The organism is Pseudomonas sp. FG86, assembly GCF_057808775.1.
Map to the genome: position 1 here is coordinate 1 of NZ_JBMDIS010000057.1, position 17,779 is coordinate 17,779.

Annotated in this window: 16 protein-coding genes; 8 read left to right on the plus strand and 8 right to left on the minus strand. The window is 62.5% G+C overall.

Features of this window, described 5'->3' with window-relative positions; translation table 11 throughout:
• Positions 1-108: 108 nt before the first annotated feature.
• The 6 genes from ACODSV_RS26150 to bioB all read right to left on the minus strand — a co-directional run bounded on the left by ACODSV_RS26150 (position 109) and on the right by bioB (position 5,082).
• Positions 109-390, minus strand: a complete 282-nt coding sequence (locus tag ACODSV_RS26150; RefSeq protein ID WP_024077750.1) for a hypothetical protein — start codon at positions 388-390, stop codon at positions 109-111.
• Positions 391-494: 104 nt separating this feature from the next.
• A complete protein-coding gene (gene bioD / locus ACODSV_RS26155; RefSeq protein WP_024077751.1) occupies positions 495-1,175 on the minus strand; it encodes a dethiobiotin synthase in 681 nt (226 codons plus the stop codon).
• The gene (gene bioC / locus ACODSV_RS26160; protein WP_024077752.1) at positions 1,172-1,984 is read right to left on the minus strand and encodes a malonyl-ACP O-methyltransferase BioC; all 813 of its coding nucleotides are present in this window, start codon (positions 1,982-1,984) and stop codon (positions 1,172-1,174) included. Before bioC ends, bioD begins: the two co-directional genes overlap by 4 nt.
• Positions 1,977-2,708, minus strand: coding sequence for an alpha/beta fold hydrolase (locus tag ACODSV_RS26165; RefSeq protein ID WP_024077753.1), 732 nt, complete (start codon positions 2,706-2,708; stop codon positions 1,977-1,979). The genes bioC and ACODSV_RS26165 overlap by 8 nt, the downstream gene beginning before the upstream one ends.
• On the minus strand, positions 2,701-3,882 hold the full coding sequence (gene bioF, locus ACODSV_RS26170) for an 8-amino-7-oxononanoate synthase (protein ID WP_150055601.1): 1,182 nt from the start codon (positions 3,880-3,882) through the stop codon (positions 2,701-2,703). Before bioF ends, ACODSV_RS26165 begins: the two co-directional genes overlap by 8 nt.
• A 144-nt stretch (positions 3,883-4,026) precedes the next feature.
• Positions 4,027-5,082 carry a biotin synthase BioB gene (gene bioB, locus ACODSV_RS26175; protein WP_069077138.1) on the minus strand — a complete coding sequence of 352 codons (1,056 nt, stop codon included), beginning with the start codon at positions 5,080-5,082 and terminating at the stop codon, positions 4,027-4,029.
• Between the two features lie 92 nt (positions 5,083-5,174).
• Between bioB and ACODSV_RS26180 the strand changes: the two genes are divergently transcribed.
• From ACODSV_RS26180 to rarD, 5 genes are all read left to right on the plus strand, one after another.
• Positions 5,175-5,912 (plus strand): ComFC family protein, encoded by a 738-nt coding sequence (locus tag ACODSV_RS26180; protein ID WP_150055758.1) that lies wholly within the window; start codon positions 5,175-5,177, stop codon positions 5,910-5,912.
• 57 nt (positions 5,913-5,969) lie between these two features.
• Positions 5,970-6,734, plus strand: a complete 765-nt coding sequence (locus ACODSV_RS26185; protein WP_150095411.1) for a TOBE domain-containing protein — start codon at positions 5,970-5,972, stop codon at positions 6,732-6,734.
• Positions 6,735-6,824: 90 nt separating this feature from the next.
• Positions 6,825-8,723, plus strand: coding sequence for a PhoX family protein (locus ACODSV_RS26190; RefSeq protein ID WP_024077758.1), 1,899 nt, complete (start codon positions 6,825-6,827; stop codon positions 8,721-8,723).
• Positions 8,724-8,902: 179 nt separating this feature from the next.
• Positions 8,903-9,877 (plus strand): serine/threonine protein kinase, encoded by a 975-nt coding sequence (locus tag ACODSV_RS26195; RefSeq protein ID WP_150054638.1) that lies wholly within the window; start codon positions 8,903-8,905, stop codon positions 9,875-9,877.
• Positions 9,878-10,005: 128 nt separating this feature from the next.
• On the plus strand, positions 10,006-10,890 hold the full coding sequence (gene rarD / locus ACODSV_RS26200) for an EamA family transporter RarD (protein WP_150095565.1): 885 nt from the start codon (positions 10,006-10,008) through the stop codon (positions 10,888-10,890).
• A gap of 223 nt (positions 10,891-11,113) precedes the next feature.
• Here the strand turns inward: rarD and ACODSV_RS26205 are convergent, their stop codons facing one another.
• Positions 11,114-11,626, minus strand: a complete 513-nt coding sequence (locus ACODSV_RS26205; RefSeq protein ID WP_024077761.1) for a glycine cleavage system transcriptional repressor — start codon at positions 11,624-11,626, stop codon at positions 11,114-11,116.
• 486 nt (positions 11,627-12,112) lie between these two features.
• Here ACODSV_RS26205 and ACODSV_RS26210 point away from each other — a divergent pair, with 486 nt between their 5' ends.
• Positions 12,113-14,290, plus strand: coding sequence for a malate synthase G (locus ACODSV_RS26210; RefSeq protein WP_069077133.1), 2,178 nt, complete (start codon positions 12,113-12,115; stop codon positions 14,288-14,290).
• 166 nt (positions 14,291-14,456) lie between these two features.
• Here the strand turns inward: ACODSV_RS26210 and ACODSV_RS26215 are convergent, their stop codons facing one another.
• Positions 14,457-14,903: a response regulator gene (locus tag ACODSV_RS26215; RefSeq protein ID WP_024077763.1), complete on the minus strand. Its 447-nt coding sequence runs from the start codon at positions 14,901-14,903 to the stop codon at positions 14,457-14,459.
• A 245-nt stretch (positions 14,904-15,148) separates the two neighbouring features.
• On the opposite strand from ACODSV_RS26215, the gene ACODSV_RS26220 reads away from it, so the two are divergent.
• Together ACODSV_RS26220 and ACODSV_RS26225 are read left to right on the plus strand one after the other, a co-directional pair.
• Positions 15,149-17,071 (plus strand): putative nucleotidyltransferase substrate binding domain-containing protein, encoded by a 1,923-nt coding sequence (locus ACODSV_RS26220; RefSeq protein WP_190301016.1) that lies wholly within the window; start codon positions 15,149-15,151, stop codon positions 17,069-17,071.
• Positions 17,068-17,775 carry a 3'-5' exonuclease gene (locus ACODSV_RS26225; RefSeq protein WP_069077131.1) on the plus strand — a complete coding sequence of 236 codons (708 nt, stop codon included), beginning with the start codon at positions 17,068-17,070 and terminating at the stop codon, positions 17,773-17,775. The genes ACODSV_RS26220 and ACODSV_RS26225 overlap by 4 nt, the downstream gene beginning before the upstream one ends.
• The last annotated feature ends 4 nt before the right edge of the window (positions 17,776-17,779 follow it).

A 17,779-nucleotide genomic window follows, 5' to 3' on the forward strand; every position in this document is an offset into this window, starting at 1 on the left:
ACGCGGGGCAAGCCCGCTCGCCACAACAAGCCCGCTCGCCACAACAAGCCCGCTCACCACAGCAAGCCCGCTCGCCACGACGGGCCCGCGCGTAGAGGGGGTCAGGGATTAAGCGAAGGTATCGATCAACGTGCCGAGCATTTCGTCCGAAGCCTTGGCGACTTTCGCGCCGAGCTCCACTTGAAACTTGCCTTGCGCCATTTCCACCATGTTGCTCGCCGAATTGGACGGCTGGGCGCGGGCGTTGGCACGTAGAAGGTCTACCTGCGCATCCGAGGGCTGGGTTGTCGCGGCGCTGGCAATCTTGCCGGCGGCCTGGTCGACACGGCTTTGCCCGGCCTGAATGGTGCTCAAGCCTGAATAAAACGCACTGCTGCCAGAGATTTCCATGGCGTGGCCCTGCTAAGAGAATCGTGAAGTTGAATTGAAGCAGAGATCCTGTCAAAAGGCCCGTCAAAAACGCTAATGGCATAATGCCTTATCGATAGCCAAAATCAGTCAAGCAGGTCCAGTTGCAGGTGCTCGGCCACCGCCTCAGCACTGGCGTGCTTGAGTTTCGGCACCCGGCCCAGGCAAGGAGCGGGCAAGCGCTCGGCCAGGGTGGCGAGGTTTTCTTCCAGACGAGAGGTCTTGGGGTCGATGATATTCGCCACCCAGCCCGCCAGGGGCAAACCGTCCCTTGCGATAGCTTCGGCAGTCAACAACGCATGGCTGATGCACCCCAGGCGCACGCCCACCACCAGGATCACCGGTAACTTGAGCGCCATGGCCAGGTCCGACAGGTTGTCCTGATCAGCCAATGGCACGCGCCAGCCGCCCGCGCCTTCGATCAAGGTGAAATCTGCTTGCCGTGCCAGGACCTGCTGCATGGGTTTGAGCAGCGACTGCACCGTCAGCGCCACACCCGCCTCTCGCGCGGCCAAATGGGGGGCAATGGCCGGTTCGAACGCCACCGGGTTGACCTCGGCATACGTCAGCGGTAATGAACACTCAGCGAGCAGCGCCAGGGCGTCGGCGTTGCGCAGGCCCTTGGGCGTGACCTGGCAACCGGAGGCAACCGGTTTGCCGGCGGCGGTGCTTTTGCCAGCCTGGCGCGCCGCGCGCAGCAGGCCGGCAGCGACGGTGGTCTTGCCGACATCGGTGTCGGTACCGGTGATGAAATAAGCGGCGCTCATAAAGGTTTCTCCAGTACGGCGTACACCACTTGGTAAGTCGCCGGCAGGCCCTGGGCCCGACGGAACCGCTCATAAGCGTTCACCAGTGCAACAATCCGCGCACGCCCCGTCAACCCTCCCGGTCGCCCAGGGTTGAGATTGTGCGCCCCCAGCGCCTTCAATTCATGGGTCAGGCTGCGCACATCCGGGTAGTGCAGCACATGGGGTTGACGCTCCAGGCTGATCACACGCAAGCCACTGGCCGCGCACAACTGCTGGTAAGCCTCGAAGGTCCGGAAGCGATTGACGTGCACCAGGCCATCCGCTGCCCGCCAGCTTTCGCGCAACTCATCCAGGGTGCCCACGCACAAGCTTGCGAACGCCAGCACGCCACCGGGCTGCAGCACTCGATACGCCTCGTTGAGCACCGCCGCGAAGTCCGCACACCATTGCACCGCCAGGCTGGAGAAGATCAGCCCGCAACCGCCATCCCGCAATGGCAGGCGCTCGGCATCGCCGGCGATGAAATGCTCGGCGCCCCCCAGAGGCCGTGCATGGTTGAGCATGCCTTCGGCAATATCCAGCGCCACGCCGTGGCTGGCGGGCCACATGCCGCCCAGCACCCGGCTGAAATACCCCGTGCCACAGCCCATATCCAGCCAGCGTTGCGGCGCCCCGGCAGACGGTAAGCGGGCCAGCAGTTCATGCCCCACCGCCCGCTGCAACTCGGCGACACTGTCGTAACTGGCCGCCGCACGGGAAAACGAGGCCGCTACCTGACGCTTGTCCGGCAAGGCGCCTGGCAGGGGAGGATGGGATAAATCAGTCATCAACGCACTCATGCAAAAAAGCCTGGATTGCCCCCGCCACGCCGTGGGGGTCTTCCAGAAGAAAAGCGTGACCGGCCTGTTCAATCAGGCCGATTTCCACATCGGGGAGCAACGCCAGCAGATCACTGGCGGCTTCGGCCGGCACCAGCCCGTCCAGGCCGGCAAACAGGTGCAACTGGGGGCCGCGAAACGCTTGCAGGGCGGCGCGGGTATCGAGTTGGGCCAGCAACTCAAGGCCTGGCATCAACACGCTGGCGGGTGAATTCGGCGCACCGCTGACCAGTAATCGCGAAAGCCCGCGTGGGTCCTCGGCACCCTTGGCGCACAACAGGCCAAAACGCTTGAGCGTGACTTGGGAATCGGCGTGGCAGCCCGCCAAAAAAGCATCGAAGGTCTCGCCGGGCATCGCATTCGGCCAGCCATCGTGGGCGACGAAACACGGGTTGCTCGCCAGGGTCAGCAGGCCGCAACAGCGCTCGCCACGCCTTGCAGCCAGCTCGGAAGCGAGCATACCGCCCAGCGACCAACCGCCCAGCCAGGCGTTGTCCGGCAGCGTGGCGTCGAGTTCGTCGAGCCACTCCTCCAGGTCGCAGGAATCCAACGCCGGCAACGGCTCGATCTGCACCTGCAAGTGTTCGTCCAGCCCACGCAGGGCGGCGGCCAACGGCTCCAGCGGTGACACGCCGAGGCCCCAGCCGGGCAACAGAATCAGTCGATCACGCATGGTCGGGCTCCGTGGCACCCAGCAAGCGGAAACACGCCTCCAACGCATTTAACAATAGCTGCACCTGCGCCTCGCTGTGGGCGGCCGTCAATGTCACACGCAACCGCGCGCTGCCGGCAGGCACGGTGGGTGGGCGGATCGCGGTGACCATCAGGCCACGCTCGCGCAGCATCTGCGACAGGCGCACGGCCTTGGCACTGTCGCCGATCAGTATCGGCTGGATCGGTGTAAAGCTGTCCATCAAGTCCAGCCCGAGCTGCTCGGCGCCCTGGCGGAACTGGCGGATCAGGCGATTAAGGTGCTCGCGTCGCCAATGCTCGGTGCGCAACAGCTCCAGGCTTTTGAGGGTGGCGCAAGCCAGCGCCGGTGGCTGGCTGGTGGTGTAGATATACGGCCGGGCAAACTGGATCAGGCTTTCGATCAACTCCTCGCTGCCCGCCACAAACGCCCCGGCGGTGCCGAACGCTTTGCCCAGGGTACCGACCAGCACCGGCACGTCGTCCTGGCTCAAGCCGAAATGCTCGACGATCCCGCCACCGTTGGCACCCAACGGGCCAAAGCCATGGGCGTCATCCACCATCAACCAGGCGCCCTTGGCTCGCGCTTCACGGGCCAGCGCTGGCAGGTCGGCCAGGTCGCCATCCATGCTGAACACGCCGTCGGTGACCACCAGGGTGTTGCCGCTGGCTTTCTCCAGGCGCTTGGCCAGGCTCTCGGCGTCGTTGTGCAGGTAGCGATTGAAGCGCGCGCCCGACAGCAGGCCAGCGTCCAGCAACGAAGCGTGGTTGAGGCGGTCTTCCAGCACGGTATCGCCCTGCCCCACCAGCGCGGTGACTGCACCGAGGTTGGCCATGTAGCCGGTGGTAAACAGCAATGCCCGCGGGCGACCGGTGAGGTCGGCCAGGGCTTCTTCCAGCTCATGGTGCGGCGTGGCATGGCCCACCACCAAGTGCGAAGCGCCGCCGCCCACGCCCCAACGGGACGCCCCGGCGCGCCAGGCCTCGATCACGTGCGGGTGATTGGCAAGGCCCAGGTAATCGTTATTGCAGAACGCCAGGAGGGGTTGGCCGTCGACCACCACTTCCGGGCCTTGAGGGCTCTGGAGCAGCGGGCGTTGCCGGTAAAGGTGTTCGGCACGGCGGGCAGCGAGGCGCGCGGAGAGATCAAAAGACATGCAGGCCTCGGACTGGCAGGTTCAACTCGATCAGAACAGGTGGGAGGGGGGTTTCCCCGATAGCAATTCGTCAGTTGAAACCTAGGTCGACTGACACGCCGCAATCGGGGGCAAGCCCCCTCCCACCGTTGTTCTGTATTTCAATCAAACAACGGCGTTATAGAACTGCTCGCTGCTCTTGTGCTCCACCAGCGCCTGTTCAATCGCCGCCTGATGCACTTCATCGGCATGCTCTTCGCGGGCTTCAGGCTGGATGCCCAGGCGCGCGAACAGTTGCATGTCCTTGTCAGCCTGCGGGTTGGCGGTGGTCAGCAGCTTGTCGCCGTAGAAAATCGAGTTGGCGCCGGCAAAGAAGGCCAGGGCCTGCATCTGCTCATTCATCGCTTCACGGCCGGCCGAAAGGCGCACATGGGACTGCGGCATCAGGATGCGCGCTACCGCCAGCATGCGGATGAAATCGAACGGGTCGATGTCCTCGGCGTTTTCCAGCGGCGTGCCGGCGACTTTTACCAGCATGTTGATCGGCACCGACTCCGGGTGCTCGGGCAGGTTGGCCAGCTGGATCAGCAGGTTGGCGCGGTCGTCGAGGGACTCGCCCATGCCGAGGATGCCGCCGGAGCAGATCTTCATTCCCGAGTCCCGCACGTAGGCCAGGGTTTGCAGGCGCTCGGCGTAGGTGCGGGTGGTGATGATCGAACCGTAGAACTCCGGCGAGGTGTCGAGGTTGTGGTTGTAGTAGTCCAGGCCGGCCTGGGCCAGCGCTTGGGTCTGGTCCTGGTCGAGGCGGCCGAGGGTCATGCAGGTTTCCAGGCCCATGGCCTTCACGCCCTTGACCATCTCCAGCACGTAGGGCATGTCTTTGGCCGACGGGTGTTTCCACGCAGCGCCCATGCAGAAGCGCGTCGAGCCGATGGCTTTGGCGCGCGCAGCCTCTTCGAGGACCTTCTGCACTTCCAGCAGCTTTTCTTTTTCGAGGCCCGTGTTGTAGTGGCCCGACTGCGGACAATATTTGCAATCTTCCGGGCAGGCACCGGTCTTGATCGACAGCAACGTCGACACCTGCACACGGTTGGCATCGAAATGCGCGCGGTGCACGGTCTGCGCCTGGAACAACAGGTCATTGAACGGCTGCACGAACAGGGCTTTGACTTCGGCTAAGGACCAATCGTGACGCAGGGTTGCAGTGGTGCTGGCGCTCATGGGCGATTCCTTGATTATGCTTGGGCTTTCGCTGTGGGAAGGGCAATACCCACAGGCACGACACGGATGCTCGGCATATTTAAGGAAGAATCATGCACTGTCAACCGAGATACAAACGCCAGGTTTACATCTGGTTAAAAAACACACAAATCTGTTTAATCTGCGATGAGGCGACCGAAACCGCCGATTGCGTGTGCAACGTCTGCGAAACCGAGCTGCCGTGGCTGATGGAACAGTGCGAAGTGTGCGCCCTGCCCTTGCCGATGGAGGGTCTGGTCTGCGGCCAATGCCAAAAATACCCGCCGGCCTTTAAACAGGTGGTCGCCCCCTGGTCCTACAGTTTCCCGGTCGACACCCTCATCAGCCGCTTCAAGCACCAGGCTCGCTGGCCGCTCGGGCATCTGCTGGGGCGTTTGCTTGCGCGCTACCTGCAACATCGCTTCGAGCAGGCCGACCTCAGCCGCCCGGACTGCCTGCTGCCCGTGCCCCTGGCCCGCAAGCGCCTGCGCGAACGTGGCTATAACCAGGCACTGATGCTGGCTCGCTGGCTCAGCGCCGAGCTGGACCTCGAATACGATGAGCACCTGTTGTTACGTCCCCATGAAACCGTGGCGCAACAAACCCTCGACGCCAAGGCTCGCAGGCGCAACCTGCTCAGCGCCTTTGCCCTGGCACCCGGCGCCCAGGTGCAGGGCCGTCACCTGGCGCTGGTGGACGATGTGCTCACCACCGGCGCCACCGCCCACAGCCTGGCGCAACTGTTGATGGAGGCCGGCGCGCGGCAGGTCGATGTGTACTGCCTGGCCCGCACGCCCAAACCAGGCGCCTGACTTGACTCCCGTGCGCCAGGGCGGCAACGTCCCTGCATCTCATCGAAGCGTATTCCCATGTCCCTGCCCACTTCCCTCAGCCAACACATCATCCGCCGCCCCCAGCGTATCGCCTTGCTGGGCCACATTGCCGAGCAGGGCTCCATCACCCGCGCCGCCAAAAGCGCCGGCCTGAGTTACAAGGCCGCCTGGGACGCGATCGATGAACTAAACAACCTGGCGCAAAAGCCGCTGGTGGAACGCAGTGTCGGCGGCAAGGGCGGCGGCGGCGCCAAGCTGACAGCCGAAGGTGAGCGTGTACTGCGCCTCTACCAACGCCTGCAAGTGTTGCAGGCCGAGGTCTTGGGGTCGGCCGAAGCCGCCAGCGATTTCAACCTGCTGGGCCGCTTGATGCTGCGCACCAGCGCCCGCAACCAATTGCACGGCCAGGTCATCGGCATCGACAGCCATGGCCGTAATGACCTGATCCACCTGCAACTGGCCGGCGGCCTGAGTTTGCATGCGCAGATCACTCACGACAGCACGCAACGACTGGAGCTGGAGAACGGCGTGGAAGTGGTCGCGCTGATCAAGGCCGGCTGGCTCGAATTGCTCGCCGCCGGGGCGCCAGCAACACCCGGACACAATTATATGAGCGGTACCGTCGACGCGATTCTCGCCGCCGAGGACGGCCCCAGCGAAGTGCGCATCGCCCTGCCCAGCGGCCAGGTTTTATGCGCCCTGGCGCAGCCTGACGCCCTTAAGGCGCTGGGCACTGCCGTAGGCAGAACCGTCCAAGTGCAATTCGCACCGAGCAATGTACTGCTGGGGACGCCGGTCTAGGCGCGCGTCCTGCTGCGCCCACCTTCAAACTGCAACAATTTCGTCACGCCCGCTCCTTATGGTGTCTGCAAAAACCGCAGGGAGCCTGACATGAGCCTATTAGAAGAAAACCAAGCCACCGACCTCGAACAGATGGTCGGCCTGACCCGCCGTCGCTTTATCGGCGCCGGAGCCCTGTGCGGTGCCGCGATGTTCCTCGGCGGCAACCTGCTGACCCGCAGCGCACTCGCCGTCAACGCCGCCTCCGCCAGCCCGTTGTTGGGCTTTGCCAGTATCGCCGCCGCCACCAGCGACGCCATAAGCCTGCCACCCGGCTATACCGCCTCGGTGCTGATCAGCTGGGGCCAGCCGCTGCACAAGAACGCGCCGGCCTTCGACCCGTCCGGCAACGGCACGGCCAAGGCCCAGGAGCAGCAGTTCGGTGACAACAACGACGGCATGAGCCTGTTCGCCTTCCCCGGCGATGACAACCGCGCGCTGTTGGCGATCAACAATGAATACACCAACTACCGCTACCTCTTCGCCCACGGCGGCGCGCCGCAATCGGCCGAAGACGTGCACAAGGCCCAGGCCAGCGAAGGTGTGTCAGTGATCGAAGTGCGGCGCCAGGGCGACACCTGGCAGTTCGTCCAGGACTCGCGTTACAACCGGCGTATCCACGGCAATTCGCCGATCCGCCTGAGCGGCCCCGCCGCTGGCCACGAATGGTTGAAAACCAGCGCCGACAAGTCCGGCAAAAAAGTCCTCGGTACCTTCCAGAACTGCGCCAACGGCAAGACCCCATGGGGCACTTACCTGACGTGCGAAGAGAACTTCACCGACTGCTTTGGTAGCAGCAACCCCCAGCAAGCGTTCGATGCCGGGCAGAAACGCTATGGCGTGGTGGCCGCCAGCAAAGAGATCAACTGGCACTTGCACGACCCGCGCTTCGACATGGCCAAGAACCCCAATGAACTCAACCGCCACGGCTGGGTCGTGGAAATCGATCCGTTCGACCCGCAATCCACCCCGGCCAAACGCACCGCCCTGGGCCGTTTCAAGCACGAGAACGCCGCCTTGGCGCAAACCCGCGACGGCCGCGCCGTGGTGTACATGGGCGACGACGAGCGCGGCGAATTTATCTACAAGTTCGTCAGCCGCGACAAGATCAACCACAAGAACCCCAAGGCCAACAAAGACCTGCTCGACCACGGCACCTTGTACGTGGCCATCTTCGATGCGGGCGACGGCAACGCCGATCATCCCAAGGGCAAAGGGCAATGGGTCGAGCTGACCCATGGCAAAAACGGCATCGACGCCAGCACCGGTTTTGCCAGCCAGGCCGAAGTACTGATCCACGCACGCCTGGCCGCCAGCGTGGTGAAAGCCACGCGCATGGACCGCCCGGAATGGATCGTGGTCAGCCCCACTGACGGCCAGGTTTATTGCACCCTGACCAACAACGCCAAGCGGGGCGAAGACGGCCAGCCAGTGGGCGGCCCTAACCCGCGCGAGAAAAACGTCTACGGCCAGATCCTGCGTTGGAAGGCCAACGCCGATGACCACGGTGCCCCGGACTTTACCTGGGACCTGTTTGTGGTCGCCGGCAACCCAGGCGTACACGCCGGCACACCCAAGGGCGGCTCGTCCAATATCAACCCGCAAAACATGTTCAACAGTCCCGATGGCCTGGGTTTCGACAAGGCCGGGCGCCTGTGGATTCTCACCGACGGCGACTACAGCAACGGCGGCGACTTCGCCGGCATGGGCAACAACCAGATGCTCTGCGCCGACCCGAGCACCGGAGAAATTCGCCGCTTCATGGTGGGGCCGGTGGCCTGTGAAGTGACGGGGATCAGCTTTTCGCCGGATCAGAAGACCCTGTTTGTGGGGATTCAGCATCCAGGTGAAACCGGCGGTTCGACTTGGCCGGAGCACCTGCCCAATGGCAAGCCGCGATCGTCGGTGATGGCGATTCGGCGGGAAGACGGCGGGGTTGTCGGCGCCTGACGGGCCGCTATCGGGGGCAAGCCCCCTCCCACATTGGTCCGCGTTCCTACAGGTTAAACGCGGTCAACTGTGGGAGGGGGCTTGCCCCCGATAGCAATCGCACAGTCACCCCCTATCTCAAGCCCGGTGCGTTACCATACCCGGCCGGACGCGGCGACCTGCTGCGCGCAGGAGTTCGTATGGCCCATCCGTTTGAAACACTCACTCCCGATCTGGTTCTCGACGCCGTCGAAAGCATCGGTTTTCTCAGCGACGCCCGCGTATTGGCGCTCAACAGCTACGAAAACCGCGTCTATCAGGTGGGCATCGAAGACTCCGAGCCGCTGATCGCCAAGTTCTATCGTCCGCAGCGCTGGACCAACGAAGCCATCCTCGAAGAACACAGCTTTACCTTCGAGCTCGCCGAGTGCGATGTGCCGGTGGTCGCGCCGATGATCCATAACGGCGAGAGCCTGTTCGAACACGCCGGTTTCCGCTTCACCCTGTTTCCTCGCCGTGGCGGCCGCGCGCCGGAGCCGGGCAACCTCGACCAGTTGTACCGCCTCGGGCAGTTGCTCGGGCGCTTGCACGCCGTCGGCGCCACCCGCCCCTTCGAACACCGCGAAGCCCTCGGGGTGAAGAACTTCGGTCACGACTCCCTCACGACCCTGCTCGAAGGCAATTTCATTCCCAAAAGCCTGCTGCCGGCCTACGAGTCCGTCGCCCGCGACCTGCTCAAGCGTGTGGAAGAGGTGTACAAGGCCACGCCGCACAAGAACATCCGCATGCACGGCGATTGCCACCCCGGCAACATGATGTGTCGCGACGAAATGTTCCACATCGTCGACCTGGATGACTGCCGCATGGGCCCGGCGGTGCAGGACCTGTGGATGATGCTCGCCGGCGACCGCCAGGAATGCCTCGGCCAGTTGTCCGAGTTGATGGACGGCTATCAGGAGTTCCACGACTTCGACCCGCGCGAACTGGCCCTGATCGAACCGTTGCGCGCCTTGCGCCTGATGCACTACAGCGCCTGGCTGGCACGACGCTGGGACGACCCGGCGTTCCCCCACAGCTTCCCGTGGTTTGGCAGCGAGCGGTATTGGGGTGACCAGGTGCTGGCATTGCGTGAGCAGCTCTCAGCCCTCAACGAAGAGCCGCTGAAACTCTTCTGATTGTTTTTAATGTGGCAGGGGGCTTGCCCCCTCCCACACAAAGCAGACCTCATTACCAATCCAGTCCCATTGGTTGACAAATATCCTTACAATCGCGCTTTGTTAGCTGCCTAAGCAAGGATTCTGCAATGCACGCCGCCAACCCCCGCAAGGGGTACATCCTGGGCCTGAGTACCTACGTCATCTGGGGTCTGTTCCCGCTCTACTTCAAAGCCATCGCCAGTGTTCCCGCCGCCGAAATCATCGTGCACCGCGTGCTGTGGTCGGCGCTGTTTGGCAGCTTGCTGTTGATGGCCTGGAAACATCCCGGCTGGTTCCGCGAACTGCGCGACAACCCCAAGCGCCTGGCGATCCTGGCCCTCAGCGGTTCGTTGATCGCCGGTAACTGGCTGACCTATGTATGGTCGGTGAACAGCGGGCGCATGCTCGAAGCCAGCCTGGGCTACTACATCAACCCGCTGGTGAATGTGCTGCTGGGCATGCTGCTGCTCGGCGAGCGGCTGCGTCGCCTGCAATGGGTGGCCGTGGGGCTGGCCGCGGTGGGTGTGGCGCAACAGGTGTGGCAGGTGGGGAGCTTGCCGTGGGTATCTTTAGTGCTGGCGCTGACCTTTGGTTTCTACGGCCTGATCCGCAAGCAGGCGCCGGTCAAGGCGCTGCCGGGGCTGGTGGTGGAAACCTGGATGCTGGTGCCGATCGCCGTGGCATGGTTGCTGTTCAATCCGTCGGCCCACAGTGCGCAACTGGCATTCTGGAGCACGTCCGAAGCCTGGTGGCTGGTAGCGGCGGGCCCGGTGACGCTGATCCCGCTGGTGTGCTTCAACGCCGCCGCACGGCATTTGCCCTACACCGCCCTGGGCTTTTTGCAGTATGTGGCGCCGACCCTGGTGCTGCTGGAAGCCGTCCTGCTGTTCGGTGAACACCTGGCGCCCAGCACCCTGCTCGCTTTCGCCTTTATCTGGGCCGGCCTGGTGGTCTATAGCGTGGACGCCTGGCTGACCGTGCGCAAACGCTGATCAAATAACGTACAAACCTGTGCAAGCCACGGCCCGCGTGGCTTGCAGACATTCACCCCAAGGTTATCCACAGCCTGGTCCCCGTCATTTGTGCACAAGCCGTTGAAACTGCTCGTTTTTTGCTCAGATAACGAAGACGGCCGGCCGACGTGGCCTGGGGCCGAGTCTCTACAGGTTATCCACAGGCCCATGCAAGATTTCCATGCATAACCTGGTGGGCAGATTATTCCTCGTTGTGCAGTTCCACCATCAGGTCGTCTGCCAAGGTTTCCAGGGATTGCTGCAAGTCATCCAGGGATAACGTCGCCGGCACCTGCAACAGCGCCTCGGCGGTAAACAGTGGGTCGCCACTCATGGGCGCTGGGCGCACATCGGTGCTCAGGCTCCCCAGGTTCACGCCCTGCTTGCTCAACAGCGCCGTGATCTCGCGCACGATGCCCGAACGGTCATTGCCCACCAGCGTCATCAGAATCGATTTGGACGCCACAGCCTGGCCAGTGCTGCCCTCCCCCACCAGCACGCGAATGCCGTGTGTGGATAAATCCTCCAGCGCATCGACCAACGCCTGACGGTTCTCCGCCGGCACGCTGACTCGCAGAATCCCGGCAAACTGGCCAGCCATGTGAGCCATGCGACTCTCGAGCCAGTTGCCACCGTGGACCGCGATGTTCTGCGCGACGCGTTCGACCAGGCCGGGTTTGTCGGCGGCGATAATAGTGAGTACAAGATGGTCCATGGCAAAGCCCTCTGGTGCTGATACCGATAGGAGCGAGAGTGCTCGCGAAGGTCGTTAACGATAGCGCGGGAATACTGACACCCAACGGCACCCTCAGGTTGTTCGCGAGCGAGCGCGCTCCTACAAGGTGGACGCCGCAGCCCATGAAAACAAATCGTGTACCATTTTTATATTTATATGGAACAATCTCATGGTTTTTTGAGAACATCCCATACCCCACTGTGACCGTACGACCAAAGTGGGTCGCTAAACGACGTATTTAGTCTAATTTTCACAACCGCAAATCATCATGTAGTATGCCCAGTCGCGCACTACATAACGTTAGGTCGATGTCTGCCAAGGCGCCAACGTATCACGATAACCCGCCAGCCCAGCCGCCTCGACGGCATGTACTGGGGGATCGGGTTCGTGGTTTAAATGGCCAGAGGCTTCATTGGTAAATTGAAAAGCTGAAAAGCGCATAAGCTCCGCAGAGTGAGGCAAGCAATGACTGAACACGTTCAAGTCGGTGGCCTGCAGGTCGCCAAAGTCCTGTTCGACTTCGTGAACAACGAAGCCATTCCCGGTACCGGCATCACTGCCGACCAGTTCTGGGCCGGCGCCGACAAGGTCATCCACGACCTGGCACCGAAGAACAAAGCCCTACTCGCCAAACGCGACGATTTCCAAGCGCGGATCGACACCTGGCACCAGACCCACGCCGGCCAGGCCCATGACCCGGTGGCCTACAAGGCCTTCCTGCAAGATATCGGATACCTGCTGCCAGAAGCCGCAGACTTCCAGGCCTCGACCCAAAACGTCGACGACGAAATCGCCCGCATGGCCGGCCCGCAGCTGGTGGTGCCGGTGATGAACGCCCGTTTCGCCCTCAACGCCTCGAATGCACGCTGGGGCTCGCTGTATGACGCGCTGTATGGCACCGATGCCATCAGCGAAGCCGACGGCGCCGAAAAGGGCAAGGGCTACAACAAGGTGCGCGGCGACAAGGTCATCGCCTTCGCCCGCGCCTTCCTCGACGAGGCTGCACCGCTCAGCGCCGGCAGCCATGTCGACTCCACCGGCTATAAAATCGCTGATGGCAAGCTGATTGTCAGCCTCAAGGGCGGCAGTAACAGCGGCCTGCGCGACGACGCGCAGTTGATCGGCTTCCAGGGCCCCGCGGCCCAGCCGATTGCGATCCTGCTGAAACACAACGGCCTGCACTTCGAAATCCAGATCGACGCCAGCACCCCAGTCGGCCAGACCGACGCTGCCGGCGTCAAAGACGTCCTGATGGAGGCCGCGCTGACCACTATCATGGACTGCGAAGACTCCGTCGCCGCCGTCGATGCCGACGACAAAGTGGTGATCTACCGCAACTGGCTCGGCCTGATGAAGGGTGACTTGGCCGAGGAAGTGGCCAAGGGTGGCAAGACCTTCACCCGCACCATGAACCCCGACCGCGTCTACACCGGCGTGGATGGCCAGGACGTGACGCTGCACGGCCGTTCGCTGCTGTTCGTGCGCAACGTGGGTCACCTGATGACCATCGACGCGATCCTCGACAAAGCGGGCAACGAAGTACCGGAAGGTATCCTCGACGGCCTGCTGACCAGCCTGGCGGCGATCCATAGCCTCAACGGCAACAGCAGCCGCAAGAACAGCCGTACCGGTTCGGTCTACATCGTGAAGCCGAAGATGCACGGCCCGGAAGAAGCCGCGTTCACCAACGAGCTGTTCGGTCGCATCGAAGACGTGCTGAACCTGCCGCGCAATACCCTCAAAGTCGGGATCATGGACGAGGAGCGCCGCACCACGGTCAACCTCAAGGCCTGTATCAAGGCCGCCAGCGAGCGCGTGGTGTTTATCAACACCGGCTTCCTCGACCGTACCGGCGACGAAATCCACACCTCCATGGAGGCCGGCGCGATGGTGCGCAAGGCCGCCATGAAAACCGAGAAGTGGATCGGCGCCTATGAAAACTGGAACGTCGATATCGGCTTGAGCACCGGCCTGCAAGGTCGTGCACAGATCGGTAAAGGCATGTGGGCAATGCCCGACCTGATGGCGGCGATGCTCGAACAGAAAATCGCCCACCCGTTGGCCGGCGCCAATACTGCTTGGGTCCCATCGCCTACCGCTGCGGCGCTGCACGCGCTGCACTACCACAAGGTCGACGTGTTCGCGCGCCAGGCCGAACTGGCCAAGCGCGAACGCGCGTCGGTGGACGATATCCTGACCATTCCCCTGGCCAAGAACACTGATTGGTCCGAGGAAGAGATCCGCAACGAACTGGATAACAACGCCCAGGGCATCCTCGGCTACGTCGTCCGCTGGATCGACCAAGGCGTTGGCTGCTCCAAAGTGCCGGACATCAACGACGTCGGCCTGATGGAAGACCGCGCCACCCTGCGCATCTCCAGCCAGCACATCGCCAACTGGCTGCGCCACGGCGTTGTGACTCAGGACCAGGTGATGGAAAGCCTCAAGCGCATGGCGCCGGTGGTGGACCGTCAGAATGCCGGGGATGCGTTGTACCGTCCGCTGGCGCCGGATTTCGATAGCAATATCGCGTTCCAGGCGGCGGTGGAATTGGTGATTGAAGGGACCAAGCAACCGAATGGTTATACCGAGCCGGTATTGCACCGCAAGCGTCGGGAGTTCAAGGCCAAAAACGGCCTGTAACCAACGCGGCCCCTGTAGGAGCGAGCTTGCTCGCGAAGAACCAACAGGCAACGCGGGCTATCTGATAACACTGCGTTTTCGTTCACGGTTTTCGCGAGCAAGCTCGCTCCTACAGGTAAAAGAAAGCCCTGATCTCGCGATCAGGGCTTTTTTTGTTTCACAGGCTTTACTGCGTCATCCCCAACTCACGCTTGACCATCTTCGCCAACTTCACGCTATCGATCGGCTTGAGCAGGAAGTCCAATACACCATCATGCATAGCATCAATCACGTCCTTGGCGTCCGCGTCCCCCGACATGATGATGATCGGCAATGCCGCGCGAGTGGATCCACGTACCTTGCGGATCAGTTCCAAGCCACTGCTGGGCTCCATGCGCAGGTCAGTGATCAACAAGCCGATGGAGCTGCTGGAGCTCAACAAGTCCCACGCCGCCTCACCGCTGTCAGCGGTCATGCAGCCAATATCATCCAGCCTCAGGATCTCCGCCAACAATTCCCGCGCGTCCTTGTCGTCGTCAACAATCAACACGCGTTGTGGCGGTAAATCAGGCTCCAGCATCACGGCGCTCAGCGCCTCGCGCTCGGCATCGCTCAAAATATCGTGGTCGGACATACGTTTCTCAGCAGTTCTATTCAACTCCCAGCACACTCGTCAGACATCTGCGGAAGGGCGATCAATGTGCACTTCGTCGGAAAGTTTGCCTAGTGGGTGTTCTACGGGGTTTGGACGATAGCCATGTAAGGTTTTTCCCTAGATTTACACCTCGTTGGTCGACCTAGACTTACGTCCAATGGGCACCCGCCGCGCAGGAGTCGACCATGCAGGACGATAACGACAAAAAAATTGCGGTCATGGTTATGAGTAAAGCTGATGCTTTCGCCCAGGCAGGAAAAACAGCGGTATTGCAGAATATCCACGGCACCCTGCAGTTCCTGCAACGCTTCCCGCCGTTCAACCAGATGGAAAACGCCCACCTGGCATTTCTGGTGGAACAGTGCCAATTGCGCTTCTACGCCCCCGGCGAGAGCATCCTCAAACCGTCGGGTGGGCCGGTCGAGCACTTCTATATTGTCAAACAGGGCCGGGTGGTCGGCGAAAGGCCCGACTCGGCCGAAACCACCTTCGAAATCACCACTGGCGAGTGCTTCCCCCTCGCCGCACTGCTTGGCGAACGAGCGACCCGCACCGAGCACAAGGCGGCCGAAGACACCTTCTGCCTGCAACTGAACAAACCGGCTTTTATCAAACTGTTCGCGCTGTCCAGCCCGTTTCGCGACTTTGCCCTGCGCGGCGTCAGCAGCCTGCTGGACCAGGTCAACCAGCAAGTGCAGCAAAAAGCCGTGGAAACCCTCGGCACCCAATATTCCCTGAACACCCGCCTGGGCGAATTGGCCATGCGCCATCCGGTCACGTGCAGCCCCGACACACCGCTACGCGAAGCGGTGACGCTGATGCATGAGCAACAGGTCGGCAGCATCGTGATCGTCGACGAGCACAAGGCGCCCTTGGGGATTTTCACCCTGCGTGACCTGCGCCAGGTGGTGGCCGACGGCACCAGCGATTTCACCCAGGGCATCAAAGGGTCTATGACCCAGGCGCCGTTCTTCTTGACGCCGGACCATAGCGCCTTCGACGCCGCCATCGCCATGACCGAGCGGCATATCGCCCATGTGTGCCTGGTGAAAGACCAGCGCCTGTGTGGGGTGGTGTCCGAGCGCGATCTGTTTTCCCTGCAACGTGTCGACCTGGTCCACCTGGCCCGCACCATTCGTAACGCGCCCCGGGTGGAGAACCTGGTGGCGATACGCGGCGAGATCGGCCAGTTGGTGGAACGCATGCTGGCCCATGGGGCATCATCCACCCAGATCACCCACATCATTACCCTGCTTAACGATCACACCGTGTGCCGGGTAATCGAGCTGACCCTCGCCGAAAAAGGCGACCCCGGCGTGCCGTTCAGTTGGCTGTGTTTCGGCAGTGAAGGCCGTCGCGAGCAGACGCTGTACACCGACCAGGACAACGGCATTCTGTTCGACGCCAAGGACGCCGCCGAAGCAGCCGAGATTCGTGGCCGCTTGTTGCCGCTGGCGCAGCAGATCAACCAGAGCCTGGCGCTGTGTGGCTTCAGCCTGTGCAAGGGCAATATCATGGCCGGCAACCCGGAGCTGTGCCTATCGCGGGCCGAATGGGCACGCCGGTTTGCCGCGTTTATCCGCGAGGCGACGCCGGAGAACCTGTTGGGCTCGAGCATCTATTTCGACCTGCGGGTGGTGTGGGGCGACGAGCAAGGCTGCGAGCAACTGCGCCAAGGCATTCTCGACCAGGTCGCGGACAACCGGCTGTTCCAGCGCATGCTCGCCGAAAACGCCTTGCGCCAACGCCCGCCGGTGGGACGTTTTCGCGAGTTCGTGCTGACGCGCAAAGGTGGCGAGAAAGCCACGCTGGACCTCAAGGTGCAGGGCCTCACGCCGTTTGTCGACGGTGCACGCCTGCTGGCCCTGGCCAACGATATCCACGCCATCAACACCCTGGAGCGTCTGCGCCAGCTGGTGGCCAAGGGCGTGATCGAACCACTGGATGGTGCCGCCTATGAAGAGGCGTACCACTTTATCCAGCAAACCCGCATGCAGCAGCACCAGTTGCAGACCCGGGAAAACCAGGCGTACTCCAACCGTGTCGACCCCGACAGCCTCAACCATCTGGACCGACGTATCCTGCGCGAATCCCTGCGCCAGGCCCAGCGCCTGCAAAGCAGCCTGACCTTGCGGTATCAACTGTGAGCCTGTTCGGTTGGCTGCGTGCGGCAAAACCCGGACTGGATGCGGCGCAACAGCGGCGCCTGGAACAGTTACCCAAACCTGCGCCGCTGGGCGACGTGTCGCTGCGTCAGCAGCGCTGGGTGGTGGTCGACCTGGAAACCAGCGGCCTGAACCTCAACCGCGACCTGGTGCTGTCGATCGGCGCCGTGGTGATCGAGGACGGCGCGGTGGATTTTTCCCAGCTGTTCGAGCGCACCCTGCAACGCACCGAGACCAAGCTCAGCCCCAGCGTACTGATCCACGGCCTTGGCCCCAGCGCTATCGCCGCCGGTAGCGACCCGGTGGAGGCGCTGCTGGATTTCATGGAGTTCGTCGGTGACAGCCCGCTGCTGGCCTTCCATGCACCGTTCGACCAACACATGCTCGGCCGCGCGCTCAAGGACAGCCTGGGTTACCGCCTGGCCCATCCGTTTCTCGACGTGGCCGACATCGCGCCGCTGCTGTGCCCCGAGGCGAACATACGCGAAGCCGGGTTGGACCATTGGCTCGAGCACTTCAACCTGCAAGTCGGTGAACGCCACCACGCCAGCGCCGATGCCCTGGCCACGGCGGAACTGATGCTGATCCTGTTCAGCCGCGCGCGCCAGCAGCAGATCGACACCCCCCAAGCATTGCAAGAGCGTTTGAGCCAATGGAAACGGCGTAAACAAGCGCCATCGTTTTAATAGC

Bases quoted from the DNA above. Each gene is read 5' to 3' on its own strand.
- ACODSV_RS26150 (WP_024077750.1), bottom strand. From the start codon at position 390: ATGGAAATCTCTGGCAGCAGTGCGTTTTATTCAGGCTTGAGCACCATT.
- bioD (WP_024077751.1), bottom strand. From the start codon at position 1,175: ATGAGCGCCGCTTATTTCATCACCGGTACCGACACCGATGTCGGCAAG.
- bioC (WP_024077752.1), bottom strand. From the start codon at position 1,984: ATGACTGATTTATCCCATCCTCCCCTGCCAGGCGCCTTGCCGGACAAG.
- ACODSV_RS26165 (WP_024077753.1), bottom strand. From the start codon at position 2,708: ATGCGTGATCGACTGATTCTGTTGCCCGGCTGGGGCCTCGGCGTGTCA.
- bioF (WP_150055601.1), bottom strand. From the start codon at position 3,882: ATGTCTTTTGATCTCTCCGCGCGCCTCGCTGCCCGCCGTGCCGAACAC.
- bioB (WP_069077138.1), bottom strand. From the start codon at position 5,082: ATGAGCGCCAGCACCACTGCAACCCTGCGTCACGATTGGTCCTTAGCC.
- ACODSV_RS26180 (WP_150055758.1), top strand. From the start codon at position 5,175: ATGCACTGTCAACCGAGATACAAACGCCAGGTTTACATCTGGTTAAAA.
- ACODSV_RS26185 (WP_150095411.1), top strand. From the start codon at position 5,970: ATGTCCCTGCCCACTTCCCTCAGCCAACACATCATCCGCCGCCCCCAG.
- ACODSV_RS26190 (WP_024077758.1), top strand. From the start codon at position 6,825: ATGAGCCTATTAGAAGAAAACCAAGCCACCGACCTCGAACAGATGGTC.
- ACODSV_RS26195 (WP_150054638.1), top strand. From the start codon at position 8,903: ATGGCCCATCCGTTTGAAACACTCACTCCCGATCTGGTTCTCGACGCC.
- rarD (WP_150095565.1), top strand. From the start codon at position 10,006: ATGCACGCCGCCAACCCCCGCAAGGGGTACATCCTGGGCCTGAGTACC.
- ACODSV_RS26205 (WP_024077761.1), bottom strand. From the start codon at position 11,626: ATGGACCATCTTGTACTCACTATTATCGCCGCCGACAAACCCGGCCTG.
- ACODSV_RS26210 (WP_069077133.1), top strand. From the start codon at position 12,113: ATGACTGAACACGTTCAAGTCGGTGGCCTGCAGGTCGCCAAAGTCCTG.
- ACODSV_RS26215 (WP_024077763.1), bottom strand. From the start codon at position 14,903: ATGTCCGACCACGATATTTTGAGCGATGCCGAGCGCGAGGCGCTGAGC.
- ACODSV_RS26220 (WP_190301016.1), top strand. From the start codon at position 15,149: ATGAGTAAAGCTGATGCTTTCGCCCAGGCAGGAAAAACAGCGGTATTG.